25 protein-coding genes, 1 pseudogene and 1 riboswitch are annotated in these 26294 nt (G+C 72.5%); of the genes and pseudogenes, 14 read left to right on the forward strand and 12 right to left on the reverse strand.

The genetic code is table 11. The annotated features are described in order from the left end of the window. Positions 1 to 114 precede the first annotated feature (114 nt). The gene (locus tag J2X68_RS06505; RefSeq protein ID WP_310431478.1) at positions 115 to 1062 is read left to right on the forward strand and encodes a carbohydrate-binding protein; all 948 of its coding nucleotides are present in this window, start codon (positions 115 to 117) and stop codon (positions 1060 to 1062) included. 10 nt (positions 1063 to 1072) lie between these two features. Here J2X68_RS06505 and J2X68_RS06510 read toward each other — a convergent pair whose 3' ends face one another. From J2X68_RS06510 to J2X68_RS06520, 3 genes are all read right to left on the reverse strand, one after another. Continuing rightward, positions 1073 to 2002 (reverse strand): 1-phosphofructokinase family hexose kinase, encoded by a 930-nt coding sequence (locus J2X68_RS06510; protein WP_310431751.1) that lies wholly within the window; start codon positions 2000 to 2002, stop codon positions 1073 to 1075. A 136-nt stretch (positions 2003 to 2138) separates the two neighbouring features. Continuing rightward, positions 2139 to 3338, reverse strand: a complete 1200-nt coding sequence (gene nagA / locus J2X68_RS06515; RefSeq protein ID WP_310431479.1) for an N-acetylglucosamine-6-phosphate deacetylase — start codon at positions 3336 to 3338, stop codon at positions 2139 to 2141. Further along, positions 3338 to 4279, reverse strand: a complete 942-nt coding sequence (locus J2X68_RS06520) for an ROK family protein (RefSeq protein WP_310431480.1) — start codon at positions 4277 to 4279, stop codon at positions 3338 to 3340. The genes nagA and J2X68_RS06520 overlap by 1 nt, the downstream gene beginning before the upstream one ends. A gap of 232 nt (positions 4280 to 4511) precedes the next feature. On the opposite strand from J2X68_RS06520, the gene J2X68_RS06525 reads away from it, so the two are divergent. The 3 genes from J2X68_RS06525 to otsB are packed head-to-tail and all read left to right on the forward strand — an operon-like array spanning position 4512 to position 6925. Continuing rightward, positions 4512 to 5735 carry an extracellular solute-binding protein gene (locus J2X68_RS06525; protein ID WP_310431752.1) on the forward strand — a complete coding sequence of 408 codons (1224 nt, stop codon included), beginning with the start codon at positions 4512 to 4514 and terminating at the stop codon, positions 5733 to 5735. A gap of 41 nt (positions 5736 to 5776) precedes the next feature. Beyond that, on the forward strand, positions 5777 to 6022 hold the full coding sequence (locus J2X68_RS06530; protein WP_310431481.1) for a DUF3263 domain-containing protein: 246 nt from the start codon (positions 5777 to 5779) through the stop codon (positions 6020 to 6022). A 30-nt stretch (positions 6023 to 6052) separates the two neighbouring features. Continuing rightward, the gene (gene otsB, locus J2X68_RS06535; protein ID WP_310431482.1) at positions 6053 to 6925 is read left to right on the forward strand and encodes a trehalose-phosphatase; all 873 of its coding nucleotides are present in this window, start codon (positions 6053 to 6055) and stop codon (positions 6923 to 6925) included. Here the strand turns inward: otsB and J2X68_RS06540 are convergent. Together J2X68_RS06540 and J2X68_RS06545 are read right to left on the reverse strand one after the other, a co-directional pair. Beyond that, a complete protein-coding gene (locus J2X68_RS06540; RefSeq protein ID WP_310431483.1) occupies positions 6913 to 8325 on the reverse strand; it encodes a trehalose-6-phosphate synthase in 1413 nt (470 codons plus the stop codon). The two genes, otsB and J2X68_RS06540, sit on opposite strands and share 13 nt — an antisense overlap. A 117-nt stretch (positions 8326 to 8442) precedes the next feature. Then, complete coding sequence (locus J2X68_RS06545) at positions 8443 to 9387, reverse strand: glucosyl-3-phosphoglycerate synthase (RefSeq protein WP_310431484.1); 945 nt, start codon at positions 9385 to 9387, stop codon at positions 8443 to 8445. Positions 9388 to 9557: 170 nt separating this feature from the next. Further along, positions 9558 to 9723, forward strand: a riboswitch (SAM riboswitch). 18 nt (positions 9724 to 9741) lie between these two features. Here J2X68_RS06545 and thrC point away from each other — a divergent pair. The 4 genes from thrC to groL all read left to right on the forward strand — a co-directional run bounded on the left by thrC (position 9742) and on the right by groL (position 13955). Continuing rightward, positions 9742 to 11043, forward strand: a complete 1302-nt coding sequence (thrC, locus tag J2X68_RS06550; protein ID WP_310431485.1) for a threonine synthase — start codon at positions 9742 to 9744, stop codon at positions 11041 to 11043. After that, complete coding sequence (locus tag J2X68_RS06555) at positions 11040 to 11315, forward strand: ubiquitin-like small modifier protein 1 (protein WP_171397997.1); 276 nt, start codon at positions 11040 to 11042, stop codon at positions 11313 to 11315. The genes thrC and J2X68_RS06555 overlap by 4 nt, the downstream gene beginning before the upstream one ends. Positions 11316 to 11768: 453 nt before the next feature. Further along, a complete protein-coding gene (locus tag J2X68_RS06560) occupies positions 11769 to 11975 on the forward strand; it encodes a cold-shock protein (protein WP_007493268.1) in 207 nt (68 codons plus the stop codon). Between the two features lie 357 nt (positions 11976 to 12332). Beyond that, a complete protein-coding gene (groL, locus tag J2X68_RS06565) occupies positions 12333 to 13955 on the forward strand; it encodes a chaperonin GroEL (protein WP_310431486.1) in 1623 nt (540 codons plus the stop codon). A gap of 108 nt (positions 13956 to 14063) precedes the next feature. Here the strand turns inward: groL and J2X68_RS06570 are convergent, their stop codons facing one another. Continuing rightward, positions 14064 to 14732, reverse strand: coding sequence for a methyltransferase domain-containing protein (locus tag J2X68_RS06570; protein WP_310431487.1), 669 nt, complete (start codon positions 14730 to 14732; stop codon positions 14064 to 14066). 137 nt (positions 14733 to 14869) lie between these two features. Between J2X68_RS06570 and J2X68_RS06575 the strand changes: the two genes are divergently transcribed. From J2X68_RS06575 to J2X68_RS06585, 3 genes are all read left to right on the forward strand, one after another. Continuing rightward, positions 14870 to 16042 carry an NADH:flavin oxidoreductase gene (locus J2X68_RS06575; RefSeq protein WP_399039402.1) on the forward strand — a complete coding sequence of 391 codons (1173 nt, stop codon included), beginning with the start codon at positions 14870 to 14872 and terminating at the stop codon, positions 16040 to 16042. Positions 16043 to 16070: 28 nt separating this feature from the next. Beyond that, positions 16071 to 16925, forward strand: a complete 855-nt coding sequence (locus tag J2X68_RS06580; protein ID WP_310431489.1) for a metallophosphoesterase — start codon at positions 16071 to 16073, stop codon at positions 16923 to 16925. 140 nt (positions 16926 to 17065) lie between these two features. Continuing rightward, the gene (locus J2X68_RS06585) at positions 17066 to 18649 is read left to right on the forward strand and encodes a carboxylesterase family protein (protein ID WP_310431490.1); all 1584 of its coding nucleotides are present in this window, start codon (positions 17066 to 17068) and stop codon (positions 18647 to 18649) included. Between the two features lie 15 nt (positions 18650 to 18664). On the opposite strand, the gene J2X68_RS06590 is transcribed toward J2X68_RS06585, so the two are convergent. Next, positions 18665 to 19237, reverse strand: coding sequence for a hypothetical protein (locus J2X68_RS06590; protein ID WP_310431491.1), 573 nt, complete (start codon positions 19235 to 19237; stop codon positions 18665 to 18667). A 178-nt stretch (positions 19238 to 19415) separates the two neighbouring features. Here J2X68_RS06590 and J2X68_RS06595 point away from each other — a divergent pair, with 178 nt between their 5' ends. After that, a complete protein-coding gene (locus J2X68_RS06595; protein ID WP_310431492.1) occupies positions 19416 to 20924 on the forward strand; it encodes a subtype B tannase in 1509 nt (502 codons plus the stop codon). On the opposite strand, the gene J2X68_RS06600 is transcribed toward J2X68_RS06595, so the two are convergent. The 3 genes from J2X68_RS06600 to J2X68_RS06610 are packed head-to-tail and all read right to left on the reverse strand — an operon-like array spanning position 20857 to position 24207. After that, positions 20857 to 22308 (reverse strand): PTS transporter subunit EIIC, encoded by a 1452-nt coding sequence (locus tag J2X68_RS06600; protein ID WP_399039405.1) that lies wholly within the window; start codon positions 22306 to 22308, stop codon positions 20857 to 20859. The genes J2X68_RS06595 and J2X68_RS06600 overlap by 68 nt on opposite strands. Before the next feature lie 16 nt (positions 22309 to 22324). Next, positions 22325 to 23260 (reverse strand): N-acetylmuramic acid 6-phosphate etherase, encoded by a 936-nt coding sequence (gene murQ / locus J2X68_RS06605; RefSeq protein ID WP_310431493.1) that lies wholly within the window; start codon positions 23258 to 23260, stop codon positions 22325 to 22327. Positions 23261 to 23313: 53 nt separating this feature from the next. Beyond that, positions 23314 to 24207 (reverse strand): MurR/RpiR family transcriptional regulator, encoded by an 894-nt coding sequence (locus J2X68_RS06610; protein ID WP_310431494.1) that lies wholly within the window; start codon positions 24205 to 24207, stop codon positions 23314 to 23316. A gap of 55 nt (positions 24208 to 24262) precedes the next feature. Here J2X68_RS06610 and J2X68_RS06615 point away from each other — a divergent pair, with 55 nt between their 5' ends. Together J2X68_RS06615 and J2X68_RS06620 are read left to right on the forward strand one after the other, a co-directional pair. Next, positions 24263 to 24646, forward strand: coding sequence for a hypothetical protein (locus tag J2X68_RS06615; RefSeq protein WP_310431495.1), 384 nt, complete (start codon positions 24263 to 24265; stop codon positions 24644 to 24646). A gap of 7 nt (positions 24647 to 24653) precedes the next feature. Continuing rightward, positions 24654 to 24920 carry a DUF4031 domain-containing protein gene (locus tag J2X68_RS06620; RefSeq protein ID WP_310431496.1) on the forward strand — a complete coding sequence of 89 codons (267 nt, stop codon included), beginning with the start codon at positions 24654 to 24656 and terminating at the stop codon, positions 24918 to 24920. A gap of 189 nt (positions 24921 to 25109) precedes the next feature. On the opposite strand, the pseudogene J2X68_RS06625 reads toward J2X68_RS06620, so the two are convergent. Together J2X68_RS06625 and J2X68_RS06630 are read right to left on the reverse strand one after the other, a co-directional pair. Continuing rightward, positions 25110 to 25604, reverse strand: a pseudogene (locus tag J2X68_RS06625) (GNAT family N-acetyltransferase); the annotation flags it as partial. An 11-nt stretch (positions 25605 to 25615) separates the two neighbouring features. Further along, positions 25616 to 26260, reverse strand: a complete 645-nt coding sequence (locus J2X68_RS06630) for a hypothetical protein (protein ID WP_310431497.1) — start codon at positions 26258 to 26260, stop codon at positions 25616 to 25618. Positions 26261 to 26294 lie beyond the last annotated feature (34 nt).

Raw genomic sequence — 26294 nt, forward strand, 5'->3', positions numbered from 1 at the left:
GGTCAGCGGGTCGGTGCGAGCAGAGTCACCTGTTTGGGCCATCCGAAGCGGGTAGGCTCGCCAGTCTGACCGCACCATCGCATCCGACCCGCACTTGCTGAGGAGTACCAAGGGATGACGTCCGGCAACAACGGCGCGAGTACGCCCGAGGACGACGACCCGTTCGGCTACCTCTACGCCGACGGCCAGGCCAACGGCGCGCAGCCGCCCTCCGGTGGTGGCTACGGCTACCCCAACTCCGTCAGCAGAGTGCGCGCGGTCGGCGAGCGCCAGTACGGGCAGCAGCAGACGGCGCAGTACGGGCAGGCCCCGACGGTGCCTCAGCAGCAGGGCGGGTACGGCCAGCCGAACGCGCACTACGCGGCGCCCGAGAACTTCGGCGGCGGCGGACCCTCCACCGGCCGGCAGGCCCCGCAGGGCGGCGGCCGCGGTCGCGGCCCCAACACCAAGGGTCTGCTGATCGGCGCGGTCGCGGTGGTCGCCGCGGTCGTGATCGGCATCGCGGTCGCCATGGCGAACGGCGACGACGGCTCCGACGGCGACGAGGCGGGCAACCAGCCCTCCGCCTCGGCCTCCGCCTCCGCGAGCCCCTCGCCCAGCGATTCGGCCGCCGGCGACGAGGACAAGGCCGAGATCCCGCCGGTGGACGCGAAGGCGCTGAACCTCGGCGGCAGCGCCGCCCTGGCCTCGGACGTCGAGGGCGCGCAGGCGGACGGCGGGGTCTACGTCGGCAACCTCAACCAGGTCGGCAACTCGGTCACCTGGACGGTCAACGGCGTTCCGTCGGACGGCGATTACACCCTCTTCGCGCACTACAGCGTCCCGGGTGAGGACCAGGAGATGACGCTCACGGTCAACGGCAAGACCTTCGGCAGCAAGTTCCCCCTCAAGAACTACGCCAAGGCGCCCGCCGGAGACTTCGTCAAGGGCTGGACGACGAGCTACACGTATCCCACGCTCACCAAGGGCACCAACACGCTCACCCTGTCCTGCCAGGACGGCGACAAGTGCAACGTCCTGCTGGACCAGTTGTGGGTGAAGGCGGGCCAAGTCAAGCGGTGAGCCCCCGGGTTCAGGCCGCGGTGATCTCCGCGGCCACCGTGATCCGGCCGAGCAGCTCCTCGTAGGCGGCGCGGTCGAACTCGCCTGCCGCCGGGGCCGTCACGGTCGCCGCCGACAGGGCCGCCGCGCGGGACAGGCGCTCCGGCCAGGGCAGACGTTCCACCAGGCCGGACAGCAGGCCCGCGACCGCCGAGTCGCCCGCGCCGGCCGGGTTGCCGTGGAGGCGGCGGGGCGGGGCGGCGCGCCAGCGGCCCTCCGGGGTGACCGCGAGGAAGCCTTCGGCGCCCAGCGAGGCCACGACGGCGTGCGCGCCGCGCCTGCGGGCGTCCCGGGTCGCCTGCAACGGTTCGTGCGAGCCGGTGAGCTCGGCCAGTTCGACGGCGTTCGGCTTGATGATGTCCGGGCGGGCGGCGACCCCCCGGCGCAACGGCTCTCCGCTCGTGTCCAGCAGCACGGGGACGCCCGCGGCCCGGGCCCGGCGCACCAGGACCGCGTACGCGCCCACCGGGACGCCCGGCGGCAGGCTGCCGCACAGGGCCACCGCGTCGGCGTCGGCCAGCAGATCCTCGTACGCCTCCTGGAAGGCGGACCACTCGGCCGGCGCGATGACCGGGCCCGGTTCGTTCAGCTGGGTCGTGTCGCCGGTGCGGGCGTCGACGACGGCGACCGTGCGGCGGGTGGCCCCGGAGACCGGCACGAGCGCGTCGACGATCCCGGTCGCGGCGGTGAGCCGTTCCTGTACGACGCGGCCGGTGGGGCCGCCCGCGAAACCGGTCACGGTCACGTCGTGGCCGAGGGCCGCCAGCACCCGGGCGACGTTCAGCCCCTTGCCGCCGGGCCGTTCGCGCACGTGGGTCACCCGGTGCGAGGCGTGCGGCCGCAGCGCGGGCACGTGATAGGTGAGGTCGAGAGCGGTGTTCAGGGTGACGGTGAGGATCACCTGGCGGCCTCCCCCGGATGGCATGCGTACGTGAACGGTCCCGGACCTGTGCGGCTTCCGGAGGCCTGATCATGCCAAAGAGACGGCGACCGGCCCAGAGCGCGGGTCGGCCACCGTTCCTGTGCGGGGGGACGATTCAGTCCAGTTGGGGATCGACCACCCAGTTCCCCTTGCGCATCACGCCCTTGAGCTCGAAGTTCTCGTCCAGCAGGACCAGGTCGGCGTCCTTGCCCGGCTCCAGCGACCCCACCGTGTCGTCGATGCCCAGCAGCCGGGCGGGGTTGGCGGACAGCGCGGCGACCACGTGCTCGACCGGCAGCCGGTCGATCGTCACCGCCCGCTGGAAGGCGCGGTCCTGGGTGAGGGTGGACCCCGCGATCGAGCCGCCTTCCACCAGCCGGGCCACACCCTCGCTGACCTCGACCTCCAGCGGGCCGAGGAGATAGCGGCCGTCGCCGATGCCGGCCGCGTCCATCGCGTCGGTGATGAACGCCACCCGGCCCGGGCCCGCGTGACGGAACGCCAGCTCCAGGGCGGCCGGGTGCAGGTGCGTGCCGTCGTTGATCAGCTCGACCGTCACCCGCTCGTCCTCCAGGAGGGCGGCGATGGGCCCGGGGGCGCGGTGGCCGAGCGGCGGCATCGCGTTGAAGAGATGTGTGGCGACGGTGGCTCCCGCGTCGATGGCCTGAACCGTCTGCTCGTACGTCGCGTCCGTGTGCCCGACGGCGGCGATCACGCCGTGCTCGGCGAGCAGGCGCACGGAGTCCAGGCCACCGGGGAGTTCCGTCGCGAGGGTGACCATCCTGGCCCGGCCGCGTGCCGCGTCGATCAGCTTGCGCACCTCCGCCGGGTCGGGGTCGCGCAGCAGCGCCTCGGAGTGCGCGCCCTTGCGGCACGGCGAGATGAACGGGCCCTCGAAGTGGATTCCGGCCAGGTCGCCCTGTTCGGCCAGCTCGCTCAGCAGGCCGGCCTGGCGGACCAGGAAGTCCATGTCGTCGGTGACGGTGGAGGCGACGAGGGTGGTGGTGCCGTGCAGACGGTGGGTGTGGATGGCCTTCTGGACGTCCTCCGCCGTGCCGGAGAAGGAGGCTCCGCCGCCGCCGTGGTTGTGCAGGTCGACGAAGCCGGGGACCAGCCAGTGGCCCGTCACGTCGATCACCTGGGCGGTACCCCGCGGGGTACCGTGCGGGTCCTCGGCGGCGATCCTCGTGCCGTCGATCGTCAGGCGGCCGTCGGGGACCGTGCCCGTCGGCAGTACCACCCTGGCGCCGGTGAGTACCTGCGGGCGCGTCGTGGATCGTTGCGCAGTTCCCCGCGCCCCTAGGGGGGTGGCCATCAGGGTGTTACCTCCGTACCGTCGGTTGTGTCGAGGAGATCCCAGGCCAGGAGGCCCGCGCCCAGGCAGCCTGCGGTGTCGCCCAGGGCCGCCGGGACGATCTCCGGCAGTTTCTGGAAGGTCACCCGTCGGCGGACCGCGTCCCGCAGTGGTGTGAACAAGGTTTCCCCCGCCTCCGCGAGGCCGCCACCGATGACGAGCGTGCGGGGGTCCAGCAGGGTGAGGGCGGTGACCAGGCCGTCGGCGAGCGCGTCCACGGCCGTCTGCCAGACCCGGACGGCGTTCGGGTCGCCGGACATGACGGCCTTGGCGCAGTCCGCCGCGTCCGCCTCCGGGTCCCCGCAGGCCGCCGCCCAAGCCTCGCTGACCGCCGCCGCCGACGCGAAGCGCTCCAGGCAGCCGTGCTGTCCGCACGGGCACGGGATGCCGCCGGGCCGTACGACGATGTGGCCGATCTCGCCCGCGAAGCCGTGGGCGCCCGCCTCGACCCGGCCCTCGACGCCGATCGCGCCCGCGATGCCGGTGCCCAGCGCCACGAACAGGAACCGGTCCGCGCCCCGGCCCGCGCCGATCCGGCCCTCGGCGAGGCCGCCGGTGCGCACGTCGTGCCCGAGGGCGACGGGTGCGTCGAGGCGGTCGGCGAGCAGCGCGCGCAGGGGCACGTCCCGCCAGCCCAGGTTGGCCGCGTAGGCGGCGACGCCGTTCGCCTCGTCGACGATCCCGGGCACGGCGACGCCGGCCGCGGCCGCGGGCCCGCCGAACTGCCGGACGCCGTGATCACGCAGCTCGACGGCGAAGTCGAGGATGCCGGCGACGACCGCGTCGGGTCCGCGCTCACGGCCGGTGGGCCGGCGGGCCCGGTGCAGCAGTGCGCCGTCCGCGCCGACCAGGGCGGCCTTCATCCCGGTGCCGCCCACGTCGAGGGCGATGACATGTCTCACGGGGACAGTGTGGACCGCGGACCCGCGAGAGGTCTAGTCCACTCGCGGGTCTTGGGGGTACCGTGCGGCCCCGGAGACCCGAAAGAGGTCTAGTCCACATGAGTGGTGTAGACCTTAGTCCGGATAACGGTCCATTGGTATGATCAATCAATCGGGGAGCGTCACGGTGCAGCGGCGGGCACGGAAGTCAGGCACGATCACGGGAGCGGTCGCGGGGGTGTCCGCACTCGGCATGGCGGCGGTCCTCACCGGCTGCGGACTGTCCGGGGACTCCGACGACGTCACGCTGAGACTCGTCGCCGCCGACTACGGCGACAGCAGCGCCAACAGCTCGAAGAAGTACTGGGACAAGCTCGTCGAGGCGTACGAGAAGGACCACCCCGGTGTCACCGTCGACGTGACCGTCTACTCCTGGAACGACGTGGACGCCAAGGTCAAGGCGTTGGTCGACGCGGGCAAGGCCCCCGACATGGCACAGATCGGCGCCTACGCCGACTACGCGGCCGCCGACCGGCTCTACAAGGTGAGCGACCTGCTCTCCATCCCCGTCGAGGCCGACTTCGTGTCCCAGCTCGCCGACGCGGGCGAGGTGCGGGGCGTGCCGTACGGCATGCCGTTCGCCTCCTCCACGCGGCTGCTGTTCTACAACAAGACCCTCTTCGCCGAGGCCGGCCTGACCCCGCCGACCACCTGGGACGAGCTCGCCGAGGACGCGAAGGCGCTCAAGGACGAGGGCGTGAAGTACCCGTACGCGCTGCCCCTCGGGTCCGAGGAGGCGCAGGCCGAGACGCTTCAGTGGCTGCTCAGCGGCGGAGGCGGCTACACCCAGACCGTCAGCGCCTACAGCATCGACTCCGCCGAGAACGTCGAGACCTTCGACTGGCTGAAGGACGACCTGGTCGGCAAGGGCCTCACCGGGCCGGTCGCGCCGGACAAGCTGAACCGGGCCGACGCGTTCGCCGCGTTCGCCGCCGGCGACGTGGGCATGCTCAACGGGCACCCCTCGCTGATGAAGGCGGCCGAGAGCAAGGGCGTGAAGTTCGGCATGGTGCCGATGCCCGGCGTCGCCGGCCCGACCAAGGTCTCCATGGGCGTCGCCGACTGGATGACCGCCTTCAAGCAGAACGGGCACGCCGAGCAGGTCGGTGATTTCCTCGACTACGTCTACAGCGAGAAGAACGTGCTGGCCTTCTCCCGCGAGTACGACCTGCTGCCGGTCACCACCTCCGCCTCCCTGGTCATGGGCGCGGCCGAGCAGGACGCCGACCTCAAGCCGTTCCTCGACCAGCTCCCGCTCTCCGAGACCTACCCCGTCGGACGGACCTCCTGGGCCAAGGTCAGCGCCGAGATCAAGAAGCGGATCGGCCGGGCCGTGACCGCGAACGGCGACCCGGCCGCCGTCCTGGGCGAGCTCCAGACGACGGCCACGACGCTGGACGACGGCTCCGACGGCTGATCCGCCGGGCCGCTGTCGGTGCCGGGCGCTACCGTGCGGACATGGAGCGGCGAGCGGAAGCGGACGAGCTGGGGGCGGGGGAGCGGGCCGTCCTCGCCCTGGAGCGGCGCGGGTTCTCCGGCCCCGGCGCGAAGGAACGGGCGATACGCGAGGAGCTGGACCTCTCCCCGGTCCGCTACTACCAGCTCCTCAACGCCCTGCTGGACGACCCCCGCGCGCTGGCCCACGACCCGGTCACGGTGAACAGGCTGCGCAGAGTGCGGGAGGCGAGGCGGGGGGAGCGCTAGCCGCGGGCCCGCGTTGGTTATCGTCGGCGTATGGGCACCCACGAGACGCAGTCCACGGAACCCGGACCCCGCTCCCTTCCCGTCCCGGTCACCCCGGCGGGCCGCGCCGCACTCGACGCGATCACCGGCCGGCCCTCCAGCACGCTCGTCGCGCTCGACTTCGACGGCACCCTCGCCCCGATCGTAGAGAACCCGGAGGACGCCCGGGCGCACCCCGACGCCGTCCCCGCGCTCACGGCCCTCGCGCCGAAGGTCGCCGCCGTGGCCGTCATCACCGGGCGGCCCGCCGAGGTCGCCGTACGGCGCGGCGGGTTCGCCGGGGCCGAAGGGCTGGAGCACCTCTCCGTCCTCGGCCACTACGGCGCCGAGCGCTGGGACGCCCGCACCGGCGCCCTGAGCGCCCCGCCCCCGCACCCGGGCGTGGCCGCCGTCCGCGCCGAACTCCCGCGGGTCCTGGCCGCCGCGGGGGACCACCCCGGGGTCTCGGTCGAGGAGAAGGGCGGCCGGGCCGTAGCCGTCCACACCCGCCGCGCCGACGACCCCCGGGCCGCCTTCGAGGCGCTGCGGGCCCCGCTCACCGACCTGGCCGGCCGGCACGGCCTGATCGTCGAACCCGGCCGGATGGTCCTGGAGCTGCGCCCGCCGGGCATGGACAAGGGCGTCGCCCTGCTGGAGCACGTCCGCGAGACCGGCGCGCGCTCCGTCCTCTACGCCGGTGACGACCTCGGCGACCTGCCCGCCTTCGCCGCCGTGGAGAAGCTCCGCGCGGACGGCGTCCCCGGGCTGCTGGTGTGCAGCGGCAGCACCGAGGTCGGTGAACTGGCGGACCGCGCGGACCTCGTCGTCGACGGGCCCGCCGGCGTCGTACGGCTGCTGCGGCAGCTGGCCGCTCAGCTCGGCTGAATCTCCCGCAGGGCGTTCAGCTGGTCCAGGAACCACCGGGCCGGGGGAAGCGCGGTCGCCGCAGCGGACAGCCGCTTCGTGCGCGCGGCCCGCTCCTCCGGCTTCATGGTCAGCCCCTCGTGCAGGGCGCGAGCGGTCTCCAGGACGTCGTACGGGTTCACCGTGATCGCGTCCTCGCGCAGCTCCCAGTAGGCCCCGGCCTCCCGGGACAGGACCAGCGCGCAGCCCTCGTCGGAGACGACCGGCACCTCCTTGGCGACCAGGTTCATGCCGTCGCGGATCGGGTTCACCAGGGCCACGTCGGCCAGCCGGTAGGCGGCGAGGGAGCGGGCGAAGTCGTCCTTGAGGTTCAGCAGGACCGGGGTCCAGCCGGGCGTGCCGTACGCGGTGTTGATCTCCTCGGCCAGGCGCTGCACCTCGGCCGTGTAGTCGCGGTAGACGGCGAGGTCCTGCCGTGAGGGGTAGGCGAAGGCCACATGGACGACCCGCTCGCGCCACTCCGGGTGGTCGTCGAGCAGCTGCCGGTAGGCCAGGAGCCCGCGCACGATGTTCTTGGACAGCTCGGTGCGGTCGACGCGGACGATCGCCTTGCGGCCCTCGCCGATCTCCGCCCGCAGGGACGCCATGCGCTCGTCGACGTCCGGCCGGTGCGCGCGCTCGCGCAGGAAGTCGGCGTCCGCGCCGAGGCCGTGCACGCCGATCTGCGTCTTGCCGGGGCCGCCGGTGAACTCCGTGCAGCACGCGGTGAACGCGTCCGCCCAGCGCCGGGTGAGGAAGCCCAGGCGGTCCGCGCCGAGCATGCCGTGCAGCAACTGCTCACGGACGTCCCCCGGCAGCAGCGCGAAGTAGTCCACCGGCGCCCACGGCGTGTGCGAGAAGTGTCCGATGCGCAGGTCGGGGCGCAGCTCGCGCAGCATTCCGGGGACCAGGCACAGGTGGTAGTCCTGGACCAGCACCGCCGCGCCGTCCGCCGCCTCCTCGGCCAGCGCCTGCGCGAACGCCCGGTTGTAGGTCTCGTACGACGCCCACTGGCGGCGGAACTCCGCGTCGAACGTGGGCTCCAGCGGCGTCTGGTAGAGCAGGTGGTGGACGAACCACAGCACGGAGTTGGCGATGCCGTTGTACGCGTCGGCGTGCACGTCGGCCGGGACGGCCAGCATGCGCACGCCCTCCTCGCCGACCCCGCGCCGGACCGCCTCCCGGTCGCCCTCGGAGAGCGCCGAGCACACCCACAGGGCGCCCGCCTCGGGTCCGATGGCCGACAGGCCGGAGACCAGCCCGCCGCCGCCGCGTTTCGCGTGCAGCGAGCCGTCCTCGCGCAGTTCGTAGGAGACCGGGCCGCGGTTGGACGCGACCAGCACCTCGGCGGCCCGGGCGGGAGTGTCGTGCGTGGAAGCCATACGCCTCAACCTAGCCCGGTCGGGAAACGCTCAAACGTACGGTCGCGCTGTGTGGACGGGCCGTATCCGGCCGTGTCGCCGGTGGCGGCGCCCTGCCGTATACGGCCCGTCCGGCGGTCAGGCGACCTTGCGGGTCGCGTACTCCGCGATCTCCGCCATCGGCGGCCTTTCCTCGGTGTCCACGGAGTAGGTGCGCGGCTCGAAGCCGTCCGTGCTCCGTTCGAACTGGGTGAGGGACGGGCGGATCAGGTGTCCTCGGGCCAGCCGGAGCTGGGCGGTGCGGTAGATGGCCGCGGCCATCCGGCCCAGTGCCTGTCCGTCCTGGTGACGGTGCTTGCGCACGCCGATGTCGACCTGGGCGAGGGCGTCCAGGCCCACCAGGTGCAGGGCGTCCACCAGCATGCCCAGCTCCACGCCGTAGCCGACGGGGAAGGGCAGCTGCTCCAGCAGACTGCGGCGGGCCGCGTACTCGCCGCCGAGCGGCTGCACGAACCCGGCCAGCTGCGGCCAGTGCATGTTGAGCAGCGGGCGGGCCATGAGCTCGGTGACCCGGCCGCCCTGGCCGGCCGCGCCGCCCAGCGGACGGTCGTACATGCCCTTGACCAGATCCACCCCGGGGTCGGTGAGCAGCGGGCCGACGATCCCCGTGACGAAGTCCGAGGAGAACTCCCTCAGATCGGCGTCGATGAAACAGACGATGTCCCCGGTGGTGACCAGCAGGGAGCGCCACAGGACCTCGCCCTTGCCGGGCACGGCCGGTATCCGCGGCAGGATGTCGTCCCGGTGGACGACCCGCGCGCCGGCCGCCGCGGCCACCTCGGACGTACGGTCGGTCGATCCCGAGTCGACGACCACGATCTCGTCGACGAGCGGGACCTGGTGCATGAGGTCGTGACGGATGACCGCGACGATGTCACCGACCGTCTCCTCCTCGTTCAGCGCGGGCAGGACGACGGACACCGACTGGTTCGTGGCGCGCTTCGCGGCCAGGATCCGGTGGAGCGGACGATCGGTGACGGACCAGGAGCGGGTGGCCAGCCAGCGCTCAGTTTCTCGAAGCACAGTCTGCGGCTCCTCACTGTCGTGATCACACCGGGTGCACGGGAGGTGACCGTGTGATCCATCTCGCGGTTCGGACGACTATCTCAACTGTCCTGGCCTTCGGTTACAGTCTTGAACAACGCGGATGACCATCGCATGTCCGAGGTCTCCTCCCGTTCACAACTTCATACCGCTCATCCAGAGGGGCAGAGGGATACGGCCCGATGAAGCCCCGGCAACCCTCCAGCCGGTCTCGTAACGATCACCGATCCACGTGGTGATCGCTCCGCGGGGCTCCCGGCTCGGGAAGGTGCCAAATCCGTCTCACGGCGAGATGCGTCGTGAGGAAGATGAGGAGAAAGGGCCTCGCCTCACATGGCTGCGCAGACTGTTGCAAGCACCACCGACTCCACGACGTCCTCTGCTGTCGACCTCGGTCCGGCCTCGGCGTTGAGCTGCCGCGAGTGCGGCCACCGCGTGCCCCTCGGCCCGGTCTTCGCCTGCGAGGAGTGTTTCGGCCCGCTCGAGATCGCCTACGACTTCTCCTCCTACGACACGGAGGAGCTCCGCAAGCGCATCGAGGCGGGCCCCGCGAACATCTGGCGCTACGCGCCGCTGCTGCCCGTCCCCGCGGACGTGGCCGACAAGCCCAACATCAACCCCGGGTGGACCAAGCTCGTCCAGGCCGACAACCTCGCCCGGGAACTGGGCGTCGACGCCGGCAAGCTCTTCGTCAAGGACGACTCCGGCAACCCGACGCACTCCTTCAAGGACCGTGTCGTCGCCCAGGCCATCGAGGCCGCCCGCGCCTTCGGCTTCACCACGCTCTCCTGCTCCTCCACGGGCAACCTGGCCGGCGCCGTCGGCGCCGCGGCCGCCCGGGCGGGCTTCCGGTCCTGCGTGTTCATCCCGCACGACCTGGAGCAGGGCAAGGTCGTCATGGCCGCGATCTACGGCGGCGAACTCGTCGGCATCGAGGGCAACTACGACGACGTCAACCGCTTCTGCTCCGAGCTCATCGGCGACCCGGCGGGCGAGGGCTGGGGCTTCGTCAACGTCAACCTGCGGCCGTACTACGCGGAGGGCTCCAAGACGCTGGCGTACGAGATCTGCGAGCAGCTCGGCTGGCGGCTGCCGGACCAGCTGGTCGTGCCGATCGCCTCCGGCTCCCAGCTCACGAAGATCGACAAGGGCCTGCAGGAGCTGATCAGGCTCGGGCTGGTCGAGGACAAGCCGTACAAGATCTTCGGCGCGCAGGCCGAGGGCTGCTCTCCGGTGTCCGTGGCCTACAAGGCCGGGCACGACGTGGTCCGCCCGCAGAAGCCGAACACCATCGCCAAGTCGCTGGCCATCGGCAACCCGGCGGACGGTCCGTACGTCCTCGACATCGCGCGGCGGACCGGCGGCGCGGTGGAGGACGTGAACGACGAGCAGGTCGTCGACGCGATCAAGCTGCTGGCGCGGACCGAGGGCATCTTCGCGGAGACCGCCGGCGGTGTGACCGTGGGTGTGACGCGCAAGCTGATCGAGAACGGTCTTCTCGACCCGACCAAGACGACCGTCGTCCTCAACACGGGCGACGGACTGAAGACCCTGGACGCGGTGGCCGGCACCGGGCTGACCGCGACCATCCGTCCGAACCTCGACTCCTTCCGAGAGGCTGGCCTCGCGTCATGAGCGTCAACGTCCGCATCCCCACCATCCTGCGCACCTACACCGGCGGCCAGGCCGAGGTGAAGGCCGAGGGAGCCACCCTCGGCGAGGTCATCGCCGACCTGGAGAAGAACCACACGGGCATCGCGGCGCGCGTCCTGGACGACCAGGGCAAGCTGCGCCGGTTCGTCAACGTGTACGTGAACGACGACGACGTCCGCTTCGAGCAGGGTCTGGAGACGGCCACTCCGGACGGCGCCGGCGTCTCCATCATCCCGGCCGTCGCCGGCGGCTGACCGTAGTTCAGTACCCGTCGGTAGTAACCGTCGGTAACAGCGATTACCGAGCGTTCATCGAATTGCCCTCTCCGCGATAGAAGCGGAGGGGGCAATTCAGCGTGGTTGAGCGCGGTACAGTTGGGGAACCCGGTCCGGATCACCGGATCCGGAGCCTTTGATTTCTGCCCCGAGCCCGACAAGAAGCAGCCAATATGCGCGCCGCTTCCGTGGCTTTTGAGGCTTATGCAGGGCCCGACTTGCCCTCAATTCAGGCGAATTCTCGCCACATTCCGGATCCCGTGCGTCCGGAATTCTCGTCCGACTGACCTGTTGCAGACGGCAGTTGGACAGATACATTCAGCCGCGGTCGACGCGTTCCGGCGCACGCCCCCAAGCCAACCGGGGGGTGAGGTCTGACCCGGATCCGCGAAGTGTGGATCTGTGCAAGGGCCAGTAATAGGGGAGTTAGGCATGGCTCAGGGCACCGTCAAATGGTTCAACGCGGAGAAGGGGTACGGCTTCATCGCGGTCGACGGTGGTGCGGATGTTTTCGTCCACTACAGCGCGATCCAGATGGACGGCTACCGCACCCTGGAAGAGGGTCAGCGGGTCGATTTCGAGATCTCGCAGGGTCAGAAGGGGCCGCAGGCGGACATGGTCCGGCTCGCGACCGGCTGAAGCACGCGCCGACTGAAAGCGTCGTTCTTCTGTACAACTGACGAAGGGCTCGCACCCCCACGGGGCGCGAGCCCTTCGGTCTGTCCGGGTGCGCCCGCGAGGCCTGGCCGAGGCGTCGTCCGGACGCCTGCGGAGGGTGTCCGGAAGGGCACGGGTCCGGCGGAGGCGCTTGCACTCTCATGGGTCGAGTGCTAATCATTGGCGTTAGCACTCTGAAGGTGAGAGTGACAAAGAAGGACCGGGTCGGTGAGGCCCGCAGGCCAAGTGGGGCAAGGAACCACGCGGCCGGCGAGCCGTCCGTCGCGGGCGCCAGCGCGGTCCGGAGCAATCCACCCCAGTCCGGGAGGACCACTTCACATGGCCAAGATCATCGCGTTCGACGAGGAGGCACGGCGCGGCCTCGAGCGCGGCATGAACCAGCTCGCGGACGCCGTGAAGGTGACGCTCGGCCCCAAGGGCCGCAACGTCGTCCTCGAGAAGAAGTGGGGCGCCCCCACGATCACCAACGATGGTGTTTCCATCGCCAAGGAGATCGAGCTCGAGGACCCGTACGAGAAGATCGGCGCCGAGCTGGTCAAGGAAGTCGCCAAGAAGACGGACGACGTCGCCGGTGACGGTACGACCACCGCGACCGTCCTCGCCCAGGCCCTGGTCAAGGAAGGCCTGCGCAACGTAGCCGCCGGCGCCAACCCGATGGCCCTCAAGCGCGGCATCGAGAAGGCCGTCGAGGCCGTCTCCGGTGCGCTGCTCGAGCAGGCCAAGGATGTCGAGACCAAGGAGCAGATCGCTTCCACGGCCTCCATCTCCGCCGCCGACACCCAGATCGGCGAGCTCATCGCCGAGGCGATGGACAAGGTCGGCAAGGAAGGCGTCATCACCGTCGAGGAGTCCCAGACCTTCGGTCTGGAGCTGGAGCTCACCGAGGGTATGCGCTTCGACAAGGGCTACATCTCGGCGTACTTCGCCACCGACATGGAGCGTATGGAGGCCGTCCTCGACGACCCGTACATCCTGATCGCGAACTCCAAGATCGCCAACGTCAAGGACCTGCTCCCGCTCCTCGAGAAGGTCATGCAGGGCGGCAAGCCGCTGCTGATCATCGCCGAGGACGTCGAGGGCGAGGCTCTGTCGACGCTGGTCGTCAACAAGATCCGCGGCACCTTCAAGTCCGTCGCGGTCAAGGCCCCGGGCTTCGGCGACCGCCGCAAGGCGATGCTGAACGACATCGCCATCCTCACCGGTGGCGAGGTCATCTCCGAGGAGGTCGGTCTCAAGCTCGAGAACACGACCATCGACCTGCTCGGCAAGGCCCGCAAGGTCGTCATCACCAAGGACGAGACCACCATCGTCGACGGTGCCGGCTCCTCGGACCAGGTCGCCGGTCGGGTCAACCAGATCCGCGCCGAGATCGAGAACAGCGACTCGGACTACGACCGCGAGAAGCTGCAGGAGCGCCTGGCGAAGCTCGCCGGCGGTGTCGCGGTCATCAAGGCCGGCGCCGCCACCGAGGTGGAGCTCAAGGAGCGCAAGCACCGCATCGAGGACGCCGTCCGCAACGCGAAGGCCGCCGTCGAGGAGGGCATCGTCGCCGGTGGTGGCGTTGCGCTCATCCAGGCGTCCGCCGTCTTCGAGAAGCTGGAGCTCGAGGGTGACGAGGCGACCGGCGCCAACGCCGTGCGCATCGCGCTCGAGGCCCCGCTGAAGCAGATCGCCGTCAACGGTGGTCTCGAGGGTGGCGTCGTCGTCGAGAAGGTCCGCAACCTTCAGGTCGGTCACGGCCTGAACGCCGCGACCGGCGAGTACGTCGACATGATCGCCGAAGGCATCATCGACCCGGCGAAGGTCACGCGCTCTGCCCTGCAGAACGCCGCCTCCATCGCCGCGCTGTTCCTCACCACCGAGGCCGTCATCGCCGACAAGCCGGAGAAGGCCGCCGCGCCCGCCGGCGGCGGCATGCCGGGCGGTGACATGGACTTCTGATCGACTCCGGTCGATCGCCTGTCCTTCAGACCGAGGGCGGCACCCCTGTTCGACGGGGGTGCCGCCCTCGGGCGTTCCCGGCGCGGAACCGGTCGGAGCGGCCGCGGGTCAGGCGGCGGCGTAGTACGAGGCGACGGCCGGCTGACCCGTGTAGTTGGGACCGGCGGCCGGATCGGCGCCGAGGTAGCGGAACGGGAGCCGCACCGCCCGGCCGCCCCGGAGGGTGAGGCGGTGACGGCGGGTGCTGTACTCCCAGCCGGCCGCGCGCAGGGCCGCCAGCGCCGGTCGTGCCGCGGACGATCCGTCGGCATGGCGCACCGACTCCGGGTCGAAGTGCGCGGCCAGCAGACCGTCCCCGGTCAGCCAGGACGCGGCGCGGCTGAGCAGGCCGAGCTGGTCGCCGACGTAGTGCAGGCCGTGCACGCAGGTGATCAGGTCGTACGTCCGGGACGGGGTCCAGGACGAGACGGAGGCGACTGTCTCCTCCAGGGCGGGCGGCGCCGGCCGCGGGACGAGCGGGCCCACCAGGTCGACGCCGGTGAGGACCGCCCCGGCGGGCAGCGCAGACGCGGCCTCGCGCAGGGCGCGGCCCTCGCCGCTGCACAGGTCCAGCCAGGAGGGCGCGGGACGGTGCGCCAGCTGGGCCAGGAGGTCGACGCCCAGTTCCCGGGCGTAGCTGTTGACGCCGGTGAGGCCGCGCTCGCGGTTCATGGCGTTGTTGGCGACGACAGCGGACCGTTCCAGCTCGGGAGGGGCGAGCAGCGAGGGCTTCGGCATGGCGTCATTTTCTCGCGCGCGGGCCGCGCGACCGGGCCGCGCGACCGGGCCGCGTGGCCGGGATCACAGGAGCTGTCCCGTCGGGTTCGGAATGACGCGGGGGGCCGGCGGGGTTCAGTGGAAGAGGCACTCAATGCATGTGCACATACCAGCCGGTCCCACCGTCCCGAGGAGCCCTCCACGTGAGCATCACCCCGCCCGCCGCTTCGCGCGCCGCCGACATCCTGGCCCGCCCGGTGTCCCTCAACGGGCTCACCGTCCCGAACCGCATCGCCATGGCGCCGATGACCCGCATGTTCTCCCCGGACGGCATTCCCGGCGAGGACGTGGTGTCGTACTACGGCCGCCGGGCCGCCGCCGGTGTCGGCCTCATCGTCACCGAGGGGACGTACGTCGGGCACGAGTCCGCGGGGCAGAGCGACCGGGTGCCCCGGTTCCACGGCGCGGAGCAGCTCGCGGGCTGGGCGAAGGTCGCGGAGGCCGTGCACGCGGGCGGCGGGAAGATCGTGCCGCAGCTGTGGCACATCGGGATGGTGCGCAAGCAGGGTGAGCCGCCGTTCGCGGACGCGCCCGCCGTCGGCCCCTCCGGTATCCGCGTCGACGGGACCGAGGGCACCGGCAAGGCGATGACCCAGCGCGACCTGGACGACGTCATCGGCGCGTTCGCCGAGGCCGCGGCCGCCGCCGAGCGCATCGGCTTCGACGGCGTGGAGATCCACGGCGCCCACGGTTACCTGGTGGACCAGTTCCTGTGGGCCGGCACCAACCGCCGCACCGACGCCTACGGCGGCGACGCCGTGGCCCGCGCGAAGTTCGCCGTCGAGATCGTGGCCGCCGTGCGCGAGACCGTCTCGGCCGAGTTCCCGATCATCTTCCGCTACTCGCAGTGGAAGCAGGAGGCGTACGACGCGCGGCTCGCCGAGACGCCGGAGGAGCTGGAGGCGATCCTCGCCCCGCTCGCCGCCGCCGGTGTCGACGCCTTCCACGCCTCCACCCGCCGCTACTGGCTCCCGGAGTTCGACGGTTCGGACCTCAACCTCGCGGGCTGGACGAAGAAGCTCACCGGCAGGCCCACCATCACGGTCGGCTCGGTCGGTCTCGACGGCGACTTCCTCAAGGCCTTCGCGGGCGAGGGTTCCCCGGTCAAGGGCATCGACGACCTCCTCGACCGGCTGGAGCGCGACGAGTTCGACATGGTGGCCGTCGGGCGCGCGCTGCTCCAGGACCCCCAGTGGGCGGCCAAGGTGCTCGCCGGCCGTCTCGACGAGCTGAAGCCGTACGACGCCGCCGCGCTGCGCACCCTCAGCTGAGCGTCAACGCGCGGGTAGGGTCCGGGAGATGAGAATCCTTCAGCTCTCGGACACCCATATCGGCCGCGTCGACGGGCCCGAAGGCCGCCGTGTCGACGCCGCCGACTCCCTGCGGCTCCTGCTCGGCGAGCTCCGCCATCTGCGGGACGTGGACGCGGTCGTCGTCACCGGCGATCTCGCCGACGACGGCTCGGTGGAGGCGTACACGACCGTGCGGGAGCTGATCGGCGGTTTCGCGCGCGCTCTCGGCGCGCCGCTCTTCTACACCACCGGCAACCACGACGAACGGTCCGCCTTCACCAAGGTGCTGGGCAGCGGCCACCCGGACGCCGTCCTGGTCTTCCCCGGCGCCGAGCGGGCCGCCGTCAGCACGGTGGGCGGCCTGCGGCTCGTCACCCTGGACTCGCTGGTGCCGGGGGAGGTGTACGGCAGGCTCGGCGCGGCCCAACTGGACTGGTTGCGTGAGGTGTTGAGCACGCCGGCCGAGCTGGGGACCGTCATCGCCTTCCACCACCCCCCGATCAGCCTCGACCTCTCGGCGACCCAGCGGGTCTTCGGGCTGCGCGATCCCGAGGGGCTGGCGGAGGTGATCCGCGGGAGTGACGTCCGCGTGCTGCTCACCGGACATTTCCATCTCCAGCTCTTCGGCCTGCTGGCCGCCGTACCGGTGTGGGTGACGCCCGGGGTCGTCAACCGCATCGACCTGACCACCGCGCCCGGCACCGAGCGGGCGGTGCGTGGGGCGTCCGCGTCCCTGGTGGAGCTGGGCGGGGCGACGGGGCCGATGTTCCACACCCTGCACGCCCGGGATCCGCGCGCCCACGAGACGGTCTACGAACTGGACGAGGAGCGGACCCGGGAGATCATCGCGCGACACGGCTGAGACCCGGGGCGGCGCCTCGTCGCCCGGGCCGCCCGATCCGTCCAGGTCGCGTGTCCCGGCGCCCGCCTCCGGTCGTGTGCGTCGGCACTTTCCCCGGTCACCGCCCGTTCCACGAGCAGCCGCCCTTTCAGGAGTGATCGATGAAGACACCCGACGCCACCGACGCCGCCGACCGGCTCGTCGCCCGTACCACCGCCGGTGCCGTACGGGGACGCCGCGAGGGGGATCTGACGGTCTTTCGCGGGATCCCCTTCGCCGCGCCACCGGTCGGCGAGGCCCGCTTCCGGGCCCCGCGCCCGCCCCGCCCCTGGGAGGGCATACGGGAGGCGTACGCGTTCGGCCCGCCACCCCCGCAGGAGGCGGGCATCCAGGGCCGGGCGGCGATCGCGGACGTCCCGGCGGGCGACGACTGGCTGACGGTCAACGTCTGGACACCGGAACGGGAGCCGGACCGGTCGGACGCCCGGCCGGTGATGGTGTGGATCTACGGCGGCGCCTACAAGCTCGGCCACTCCGGCAGCCCCGGTTACGACGCCCAGCACCTCGCCCGCGCCGGCGACCTGGTCGTCGTCACCTTCAACTACCGTGTCGGCATCGAGGGGTTCGCGCGGATCGAGGGCGCGCCCGCCAACCGGGGACTGCTGGACCAGGTCGCCGCACTGGAGTGGGTCCGGGACAACATCGCGGCGTTCGGCGGCGACCCCGGCCGGGTGACCGTCTTCGGCGAGTCGGCGGGCGCCGGTTCCGTGGCGGCCCTGCTGGCCATGCCGAGCGCCCGGGGCCTGTTCGGGCGGGCCATCGCGCAGAGCGTGCCCGGCACCTACTTCTCCGACGAACTGGCCCGCGACCTGGCGAGCGCGATCGCCGCGGAGGCGGGCCTGCGTCCGACGGCCGCCGACCTGGGCACGGTGGACCCGCGCACGCTGACCGAGGCCGGTGCGGCGCTGGGCGCGAAGATGGCGCAGCGGGTGGACCGGTGGGGCAAGGTGGCGCCCACGGTCACCCCGTTCTCTCCCGTGGTCGACGGCGAGATCCTGCCGGTGACCCCCTGGGAGGCGCTGGCGGCGGGCGCGGCACGGGACGTCGAGCTGATCGTCGGTCACAACGCGCAGGAATTCCGGCTGTTCCTCGTGCTGGGCGGGCTGCTGGGCAAGGTGACCGAGGAACAGGCGACGGCCGTGCTGCGGCTGTTCGCCCCGGGCGGGGGAGCGGAGGGCGAACAGGCCTACCGGGCGGCCTTCCCGGACGCGGACGCGGGCGAGCTGTACGAGCGGGTGCAGTCGGACTGGCTGTTCCACGTACCGTCCCTGCACCTGGCCGAGGCGCAGGTCGCGGGCGGCGGGCGGGCCCACGTCTATGAACTGACCTGGCCGGCCCCGGGGGCCGGCGGCGCCCTGGGCGCATGCCACGGCCTGGACATCCCGCTGCTGTTCGGCACCTACGCGGCGGACCTCGGGAACCTGCTGTTCGCGGGGGCGGAGGTGACGGACGAGGCCCGGTCCCTGACGGCCCGCTTCCACCGGTCGTGGACGTCCTTCGCGCGGACGGGGGACCCGGGCTGGCCGGCCTACGACCCGGAGCGGAGGCTGGTACAGGTCCTGGACGCGGAGCCTGAGGTGCGTCCGTACCCGGAGGAGACGTCCCGTCGGCTGTGGGAGGGCCACGGCTTCCCGGCGCTACCCCTGCTGTCCGGAGCGTCGGAGACCGGGCCCGATGGCCTGTGAGGGACGGGGAGGCGGCTAGAGGTTGCCGAGGGGCTCGATGTCGACCTTCACCGGGGTGCCCCAGATCCGCAGCACCTCGTAGTCGGTGAACTCGTGCACCAGGCGGTAGGCCATCGCGGGGCGTGAGCCGCGGCGCAGGGCGGCGATGTAGAGCTCGGCCTCCCGGCGGTCCCTGCGCGGCGTCCCGCAGAGCTGCCACTCCTGGCCGGTCCACAGCTCCGCCAGCCAGCGCTGCTGGGGCTGCGGGCGGTCGGCGCGGGTGCCGTAGCGGGAGGTCGAGGGGGTGGGTGTGTAAGGAGCCTGCGGGGCGGGGCCGTTGAACTCGGCGCGGCGGGCCGCCCGGCGGCGGGTCTCGCAGAGCAGGCACAGGTCGGGGGCCGCCTCGTCGACCGGGCCGTGCGGGTGCTCGGCGCAGCGGGTGGTGGGCGTGGCGCCGACGACGCTGTCGTCCAGCAGGTCCAGGGCACGCCGCAGATCGGCCTTGACCTCGTGCAGCCGGGCGTCCGGGGTGTCGGCGGTGAGCGCTTCGCCGTGCTCGCCGAGGAGTCGGAGGGCACGGCCGAGCGCGGTGAGCTGGGCGTGGTTCATGGCTCCAAGGGTAGGGCGGCGCGCTGGGCGGCTGCTCTCGGCCAAACTGCGACCGCCGGCTGTGATTGTTGACAATTTCGGTGACGATTCAGGGGTGCGGGTGGTAGCAAAGGGGCGACGGCAAGAGCTGCCTACCCAAGAGACGGACGTGAATCGAGTGAAGCGCAGGACTGTGGTCATGGGGCTCACCGCGGCGGGGGCCGCGCCCGCCCTCGGGTCCGCCCAGGAGGCCGCCGCGGCCGCGCGGGGCGGGGCTGCCGCCGGATCGGCGGCCGACGCCTCCCTGGTCTTCGACCCCACCGCCTACACCGAGCAGACCATCGGCATCAAGGACACCAGCGGGACCACGCACAGCGTGACCTACCGCTTCTTCAAGGTCGCCGCCTACGTGGCCGAACCGGTGAACGCGGCGTACCAGTCCTTGAACGTCAGCGTCCCCGTGTCCGTCGACGGCGCCGCCGTCGACGCCTCCGACGCGCCCATCCTCCTCGCCAACGCCGTCGGCGGTTACCTGCCGTCCTCCGTCGCGAACGCCACCGGGATCAGCGCGTCCGGCATGGGCGGCGGCACCAGCAGGCAGGCCCTGGCGCTGGCCGCCGGGTACGTCGTCGTGGAGCCCGGCGCCCGCGGCCGCACCCTCGTCGACGCGAACGGCGTCTTCTACGGCACCGCGCCCGCGGCGATCGTCGACCTCAAGGCGGCGGTGCGGTACCTGAGGTTCAACAAGGGCCGCGTACCCGGCGACGTCGAGCGGATCGTCTCCTCCGGCGTCAGCGCCGGCGGCGCCCTCTCCGCGCTGCTCGGCGCCTCCGGCGACAGCCCGCTGTACGACCCCTACCTGGCGGAGATCGGCGCGGCGGACACCTCCGACGCCGTCTTCGCCAGCGGCGACTGGTGCCCCATCACCGACCTGGAGCACGCCGACGCCGCCTACGAGTGGTGCTGGGGCGCCAATCCGCTCGCCTCCGGCGCGACGGTCGACGCCACGGTCTCCGCAGCCCTGCGGGCCCGGTTCACCGACCACCTGGCCGCCCTGAAACTGCGCGCCCGGGGCTACGGGACCCTCACCACCCGCAACCTGGACACCTATCTGCTGGAGACGTTCATCCAGCCCTCGGCCACCAGGTACCTGGCGGCCCTGACCGACACCGCCCGCGACACCTACCTCGCCGCGCACCCGTTCATCACCTGGTCCGCGGGCAGGGCGACCTTCACCTGGGCGGACTTCCTCACCCATGTCGGCGCCCGGAAGAAGAACGCTCCGTCCTTCGACGCCTTCGACCTGTCCACGCCCGAGTGCAACCTCTTCGGCACCGGCACGACCAGGGCCCGCCACTTCACCCTGTACAGCCTCCGCCACGAGGCCGGCGACAGCGCCCGCCTGGACGCCGACCTCCCCGCCACCCTCCACCTGATGAACCCGATGTACCACCTCGTCGACAAGGTCAACCCGCACCGCGCCAAGCACTGGTGGATACGTCTCGGCACGAAGGACAGCGACACCTCGCTGTCCGTGGCCGCTCTCCTCGCCACCCGCCTGACCGGCCTCGGCGACCACGTCGACACGGCCTACTACTGGGACGCCGGCCATGGCGCCGACCTGGACCCGGGCGACTTCGTCAGCTGGATCGGCGAGGTGACGGGTCACCCGGGACACCGCTCCCGGCCGGGCTCCCGAGGGCGGTAGCACCGGCCCGCACGCGGTCGGTGACGCCGAAGACGTAGGTCGCCGCGAAGCCGACCGCGTACCCCGTCAGCAGCCCGCCGGCGTAGACCGCCGCCGTCAGGCCCAGCCCCCGGTTCCCCGCCAGCAGCGGGAACAGGGCCCAGCCGGACGGGCCGATCGCCGTCGCCCCCACCTTGTCGCCGAGCATCGCGAAGAAGCCGACGAAGGCGCCGCCGGCCGCCCCGCCCGCGCAGGCGGTGAGGAAGGGGCGCCCCAGCGGCAGCGACACCCCGTAGATCAGGGGCTCCCCGACGCCCAGCAGCCCGGCGGGGAGCGCCGACCTGATCGTCGTCCGGACGGACGTGTCGTGGCGCAGCCGGACGTACACCGCGACCGCCGCGCCGACCTGGCCCGCGCCCGCCATGGCCAGGACGGGCAGCAGCACCGTGTAGCCCTGCTGGTCGATGAGGGTGGTGTGGATGGGGATGAGGGCCTGGTGCAGGCCGAGCATGACCAGCGGCAGGAAGAGTCCGCCGAGCACCAGCCCCGCGAACGCGCCCGTCGTCGCCAGCAGCCAGTTCGCCGCCGTGCCGATGGCCGAGGACACCAGACCGGCCGCGTACATCAGGCCGTACAGGGTGCCGAGCCCGGCGACGAGGACCGTCAGGGTCGGGGTGAGGAGGACGTCGAGCGCCTCCGGGACCCGGCCGCGGCACCACTTCTCGACCCGGGTCGCCAGCAGCGCGGCCGCCAGCGCGCCGAGCACCCCGCCCTGTCCGGGGGCGAGGGTCACCCCGAACGCCGTCACCTTCGCGACCCCCGGGTAGACGACGATCGCCGCGACCGCGCCGCCGAGGATCGGGGTGCCGCCGAACTCCTTCGCCGTGTTGTGGCCGACGAAGACGGCGATCAGCGCCATGAAGGCGGAGGCGACGGCGGCCAGGGCGGGGCTCAGGCCGGGCAGCCAGCCGGCGTTGAGCAGCAGACCGTTGACCCCGGCGAGGATCCCGCAGCCGATCAGGGCGGGGATCAGCGGGACGAACACGGCGGCCAGCCGGCGCAGGGCGGACTTGAACGGAGTCGCGTTGTCCCTGCGCCGCCGCTCCCGCAACGCGGCCCCGCGGACGCTCAGTTCGTCGGCGGTGGACGGCCGGGCGAGCAGCTGCTCGAAGTCGGCCGTCACCCGCGTCACCACGCCCGGCCCGAGGACCACCTGGTACGAGCCGTCGTCCACGACGACGCCGAGCACCCCGGGCACCGCCCGCAGCGCCTCCTCGTCCGCGCGGGACGGATCGGCGAGGCCCAGCCGCAGCCGGGTCATGCAGTGGGCGACGGACGTGACGTTCGCCGGGCCGCCCACCAGGGGCAGGATCGCGGCGGCTGTGGAGGAGGAGTCGATGCGCACCCCCCGAGCGTGCGGCTCAGCCGCGCGCCGCACCGAGCGCGGCGCGCAGATGTCCCCCGGACTCCTCCAGAAGGCGGGCGGCCGCGGGCCCGTCCACCCCGGCCAGCAGGGCGAGGATCGCGTTCTTCACCTCGCCGTCGGTGGCCGCGAGGGCGGCCTCGATCTCCGGCTCGTCCGCCCCGGTCGCCAGCGCCACGATCCGCCGTGAACGGGCGCGCAGCTTCTCGTTCGAGGCGCGCACGTCGACCATCAGGTTCCCGTACGTCTTGCCCAGCCGGATCATCGTGATCGTCGAGATCATGTTCAGCACCAGCTTCTGCGCCGTGCCCGCCTTCAGCCGGGTGGAGCCGGTGAGCAGCTCCGGCCCCACGACCACCTCGATCCCGTGCTCGGCGGCGGCGGACAGCGCGCTGTCCGGGTTGCAGGCCAGCCCGACGGTCAGGGCGCCCCGGGCCCGCGCGTAGCGGACCGCGCCGACGGCGTACGGGGTGCGGCCGGAGGCGGAGACGCCCACCACCGTGTCGTCCGGGGTGAGCGCGAGGGCGGCCAGATCCGCTTCGGCGAGTTCCGCGGAGTCCTCGGCGCCCTCGACGGAGGTGACCACGGCCGACGGGCCGCCCGCGATCAGTCCGACGACCTGGCCGGGCGCGGTGTTGAAGGTCGGCGGGCACTCGGAGGCGTCGAGCACCCCGAGCCGCCCGGCGGTGCCGGCGCCGGCGTAGACCAGCCGCCCGCCGCGTGCCATGCGCGCGGCGACCGCGTCGATGACGGCGGCGATCTGCGGGAGCCGCACACCGACGGCGGCGGGGACGTCGGCGTCCTCCTCGTTCATGAGGTGGGCGATGTCGAGGGTGGGGAGGCGGTCGATCTCGGCGAGGTCGGGACGGAACGCCTCGGTGGTGAGGGATGCGAGCGCGGCGCGCAGCTCACTGGGGTCGGGCTGGGTGGTCATCGGGGAGGGCTCTTTCCGGTGCGGGTCGGGACAACTGTCTGCACCTCCACGGTCTACCGGTGCCGGTGGGCCAATGCCTCGTACGACGCGGCCAGCGCCGGCGCGGCCGTCGCGTAGGTCCGCTGGGCCACCCCCACGAAGAGGCAGTCGACCACCAGCAGCTGACTCGTCCGGGAGGACATCGCCGCCGGGCGCAGCTCGCTCTCCCGCGCGGTCGAGGTGGCCAGCACGTGGTCGGCGTACTGCGTCACCGCGCTCTTCGGCCGCCCGGTGACGGCGACGGTGGTGGCCCCGCGCTCGAACGCCACCCGCAGCGGCTCGATGGCGTCCCGCGTCGCGCCGGAGTGCGTGACGGCGATCGCGAGGTCACCGGGGGCCAGCTGCACCGCGGTGGTCACCGCGAGGTGGGTGTCACTGTGGGCGTGCGCGACGCGTCCGATCCGCAGCAGCTTCTGGACGAGGTCCTGGGCGACGAGCCCGGACGCCCCGACGCCGTACACGTCGATGCGCCGCGCGGCCGCCGCGGCCGTGACGGCCGCCTCGAGCTGGCCGGTGTCGAGGGCGGCGGCGGTGTCGGCGAGGGTCTGCCGCTCGTCCTCGGCGAGCTTGGCGACCACGTCCGCCAGCGGATCGTCGACCGCGATGTCGGTGGTGAGCGCGGGCGCCCGCCCCGACCGCTGCTGCGCCGCCAGCCCGGCGAGGGCGAGCCGCAGATCGCGGTAGCCGGAGTAGCCGAGGAGACGGGCCGCGCGCACGACGGTCGCCTCGCTGGTGCCGGTGAGTTCGGCGAGGCCGGTGACGGTGAGGACGGCGCAGCCCGCCGGGTCGTTCACGACGGCTTCGGCGACGCGCCGCAGGGAGCGCGTCAGGGAAGGCGCCAGGGTGCGGACCTTGGCCGCGAGCCCGGCAGGATCGGGACCGAAGGTTTCCTTCACCGCCCTGGTCATGTCCGAAAGCTATTTTCTGTTCGGGCGCGGGGTCAAGAGTGCGCACAATGGGTGCATGGACCCCATCAGCCCCCTGGAACAGGCGTTGCACACCGCACGCGCCCTCGTGCTGGCCGATCTGGCCTCGGGCGAGGTCGCCGCGGCCGACGTGGTGTCGCTGGTCGAGGACTCCGTCGTGCAGCGCCGCTGGTGGGTCGAGCAGTGGCCGGACGGCGTGGCGTACGTGGCGGGACTGGTGGCGCAGGACGTGCAGGACGCGCTGCTGGAGCGGTACGGACGCTGGCCGATCTGCCCGGTCTGCGGCTCCGGCGACCCGCACGCCCTCGAGGTCGAGCCCGAACTCGGCCCCGACCCGCACTGGGTGTGCCACAAGGCGGGCGTGAAGGTCGCCTCGGTGGGCTCGCTGGGGCCCGCCCTGGGAGGCGAGCCGCACTCGTGAGGCCCTCGTGACCGTCTACATCGACCCGCCGGACTGGCCGGGACACGGCCGGATGTGGTCGCACCTCGTCAGCGATGTCTCGTACGGCGAACTGCACACCTTCGCCGAGGGGTTGGGCGTCCCCCGGCGCGCCTTCGAGCGCGATCACTACGACATCCCGTCGCACCGCCACGCCGAGATGGTGGCGGCCGGGGCGGTCGAGGTGAGCAGCCGCGAGGTGGTGCGCCTGCTGACCGCGGCCGGCCTGCGCCGCCGCAAGGGCGCGGGCGGATAGGGCGCGGCGGCCAGGGCGGGTGCGGCGGCCAGGGCGGGTGGTGCGGCCAGGGCGGGTGGTGCGGCCAGGGCGGGTGGTGCGGGCGACGCAGGCGGTGCCGGCAGGCAGGGCAGCCAAGCAGGGCAGGCAGGGCAGGGCAGCCACGCAGGGCAGGCAGGCAGGCTCGGGCGGGGGCGTCGGCCCCGGAGCCTACGTCCGGTGCTCCCGCCCGCGCCGCTCGTACGCGTCCTCGTCGTCGCCCGCCGAGACCCTGACGAACCCGGCCCGTTCGAGCACGCCGCGGGAGGGGGCGTTGGCGCGCTCGACGACGGCGAACAGGCGGCGTACGTCGTCCCGCGCCAGCGCCCAGTCGGCCAGCGCGCGCAGCGCCTCCGTCGCGTAGCCGTGACCGCGGGCGGCCTCGACCAGGTCGTAGCCGATCTCCGTGCGGCCCTCCTCGTCGGGTGCCGCGTGGAAGCTCATGCTGCCCACGGCCCGGCCGTCCTCCCGCCGCACGAGGACGTAGAGGCCGAACTCCGGCCGGTGCACGCCGGACACGTACGCCCGCACCAGCATTCCGGCGGCGTCCCGCGTGCCCTCGAACGGTCCGCCGTCGAGCCATACGAAGCCTCCGCCGCCGCCCGCCCGCAGTCCGGCGGCCGCGCTGGGCGTGATGCTTTCGAGGGTGAGGCGTGCGGTGGGGATGCGCGAGACGGTCACGAGGCGAGCAGTTCCAGTTCGCCCCGCAGGTTGTAGCGGGCCGTCGCCTCCCACCGCTCGCTCCCGTACGGCGTCCTGAACAGCCTCGGCAGGTCGAGGAGTCGGCGCAGGATGTCCGCCCGGCCGGTCCGGAAGGCGTCGTTCGGGACGAAGTGGTACTCCTCGCGGACGGCGGCGGTGTAGGCGGCGTACGCGGTCGGCGGGGCGGCGAGGATCGCGAGGTCGGCGTCGCACAGGACCTGGCCGTCGAGGTCGTCGTCGGCCGGATCGTGGGTGACGGTGAGCCGGACGAGCCGCGCGACCTCGGCGGTCCGCTCCGGCGGCACACCCGCCTCGGGCAGGGCCCGCTCGGCGAGACGGGCGGAGCGCTCCTCGTTCTCGGACCGGTCGGGCAGATACACGGCGTCGTGGAACCAGGCGGCCAGCCGGACGACGTCCGGGTCGGCGGCGTGCCCCGCGAGGACGTCGATCCGGTCGAGGACGTCGGTGAGGTGCGTGAGCGTGTGATAGCGCCGCTGCGGCTCCTGCCAGCGGGCGAGGAGGTCGTCGGCGTACGGCTGCGGGTCCGGGCCGTCGGCCGGGCCCCGGGTCCTGTCCAGGGTGTGGCTGAAACGGGTGCGCAGGGCGTCGAGATCGGCCATGGGCCCATTGTCGCGCGTACGGACGGGGTTCTCC

Origin of the sequence: Streptomyces sp. 3330 (assembly GCF_031456635.1) — a bacterium.
Taxonomy (GTDB): domain Bacteria; phylum Actinomycetota; class Actinomycetes; order Streptomycetales; family Streptomycetaceae; genus Streptomyces.